Source organism: Nocardiopsis sp. TNDT3 (genome assembly GCF_003427465.1).
In the GTDB taxonomy this organism is placed as follows: domain Bacteria; phylum Actinomycetota; class Actinomycetes; order Streptosporangiales; family Streptosporangiaceae; genus Nocardiopsis; species Nocardiopsis dassonvillei.
In genome coordinates, this window is sequence record NZ_QPFC01001387.1 from 1 (window position 1) to 1,389 (window position 1,389).

The window sequence follows — 1,389 nt, forward strand, 5'->3', positions numbered from 1 at the left end:
CCTGCTCGGCCTGGACACCGTCAACCGCGACGACAACTTCTTCACGCTCGGCGGGGACAGCCTCCTCGCCACCCGCATGATCGTCCGCCTCAACGACCGGGGGCTGCGCGGAGCGGACCTGGGCCTGCTGTTCTCCGCCGGTTCGCTGCGGGAGTTCGCCCGGGGGCTGCGGGACGGGACCGGTGAAGCGGGCTTCAGCGCTCCGGTCGCACGCCCCGAGGAGCGCCACGAACCGTTCCCGCTGACCTCGGTGCAGCAGGCGTACCGGATCGGCCGCGGCGACGACTTCGCACTCGGCGGGGTCGACTGCCACTTCTACACCGAGTACGACGGTGCCGACATCGACCTCGCACGGCTGGAGGAGGCCTGGAACCTGCTCATCCTGCGTCACGACATGCTGCGGGCCGTGCTCACCCCGGACGGACGCCAACGCGTCCTCCCCGAGGTGCCCCGGTTCGCCGTCCCGGTCACCGACGCCTCGGACGAGGACGCCGGTCAGGCCCTGGCGGACCTGCGCGCGGCCATGTCCCACCAGCTCATCGACCCGCACACCTGGCCGCTGTTCGACCTGCGCGCGGTGCGCTACGGCGGCGGAAGGGTCCGTCTGGGCCTGAGCATCGACGCGCTCACCGTGGACGCGCTCAGCGCGATGATCCTCCTGGGCGAGCTGGACCGCCTCTACGCCGACCCGAAGGCCCGGTTGGCACCGCTCGGGCTCACCTTCCGCGACTACGTGCTGGGCGTGCACCCGTCCCCGGAACGACGGGAACGCGCCGAACGCCACTGGGCCGCCCGGGTCCGCGCCCTGCCCGGTCCGCCGGAGCTGCCGCTGGCGACCGACCCCTCGCTCGTGCGGGCCCCGCGATTCGAGCGGCGCGAGCAGTGGCTGGACACCCGCGAACGGGAGGCCCTGCTCGCCGCGGCCCGGGCCCACGGGGTCACCGCCTCGGCCGTGCTGGCCACGGCGTTCTGCGAGACGCTCGGCGCCTGGAGCGCGAACCCGCACCTGACGATCAACCTCACCCTGTTCGACCGCCGCGACGTCCACCCCGACGTCGGGTCCCTGGTCGGCGACTTCACCTCCCTGCTCCTGGCGGGCTACCAGCCCGAACCGGAGGACAGCTGGGCCGAGCGCGTCACGCGCCTGCACCGCCGGATGGGACAGGACCTGGACCACAGCGAGGTCACCGCCCGGTGGGTCCTGTCCGAACTGGCCCGCCACCGGGGCTCCCTGGACGTGTCGATGCCCGTGGTCTTCACCAGCACGATAGGCGCGACCGGAACGGGCGACGCGGCCGTACGCCCCTCCTTCGCCGAGCCGGTCTGGGGTGTGTCGCAGACGCCGCAGGTGTGGCTGGACCACCAGGTGGTGGAGCGCGACGGCGGTCT

1 protein-coding gene is annotated in these 1,389 nt (G+C 73.1%); it reads left to right on the top strand.

Going from position 1 to position 1,389, the window contains the following annotated elements:
• Positions 1 to 1,389 (top strand): condensation domain-containing protein (locus DQW06_RS28125; RefSeq protein WP_232833189.1); only part of this gene is annotated, 1,389 nt, incomplete at both ends.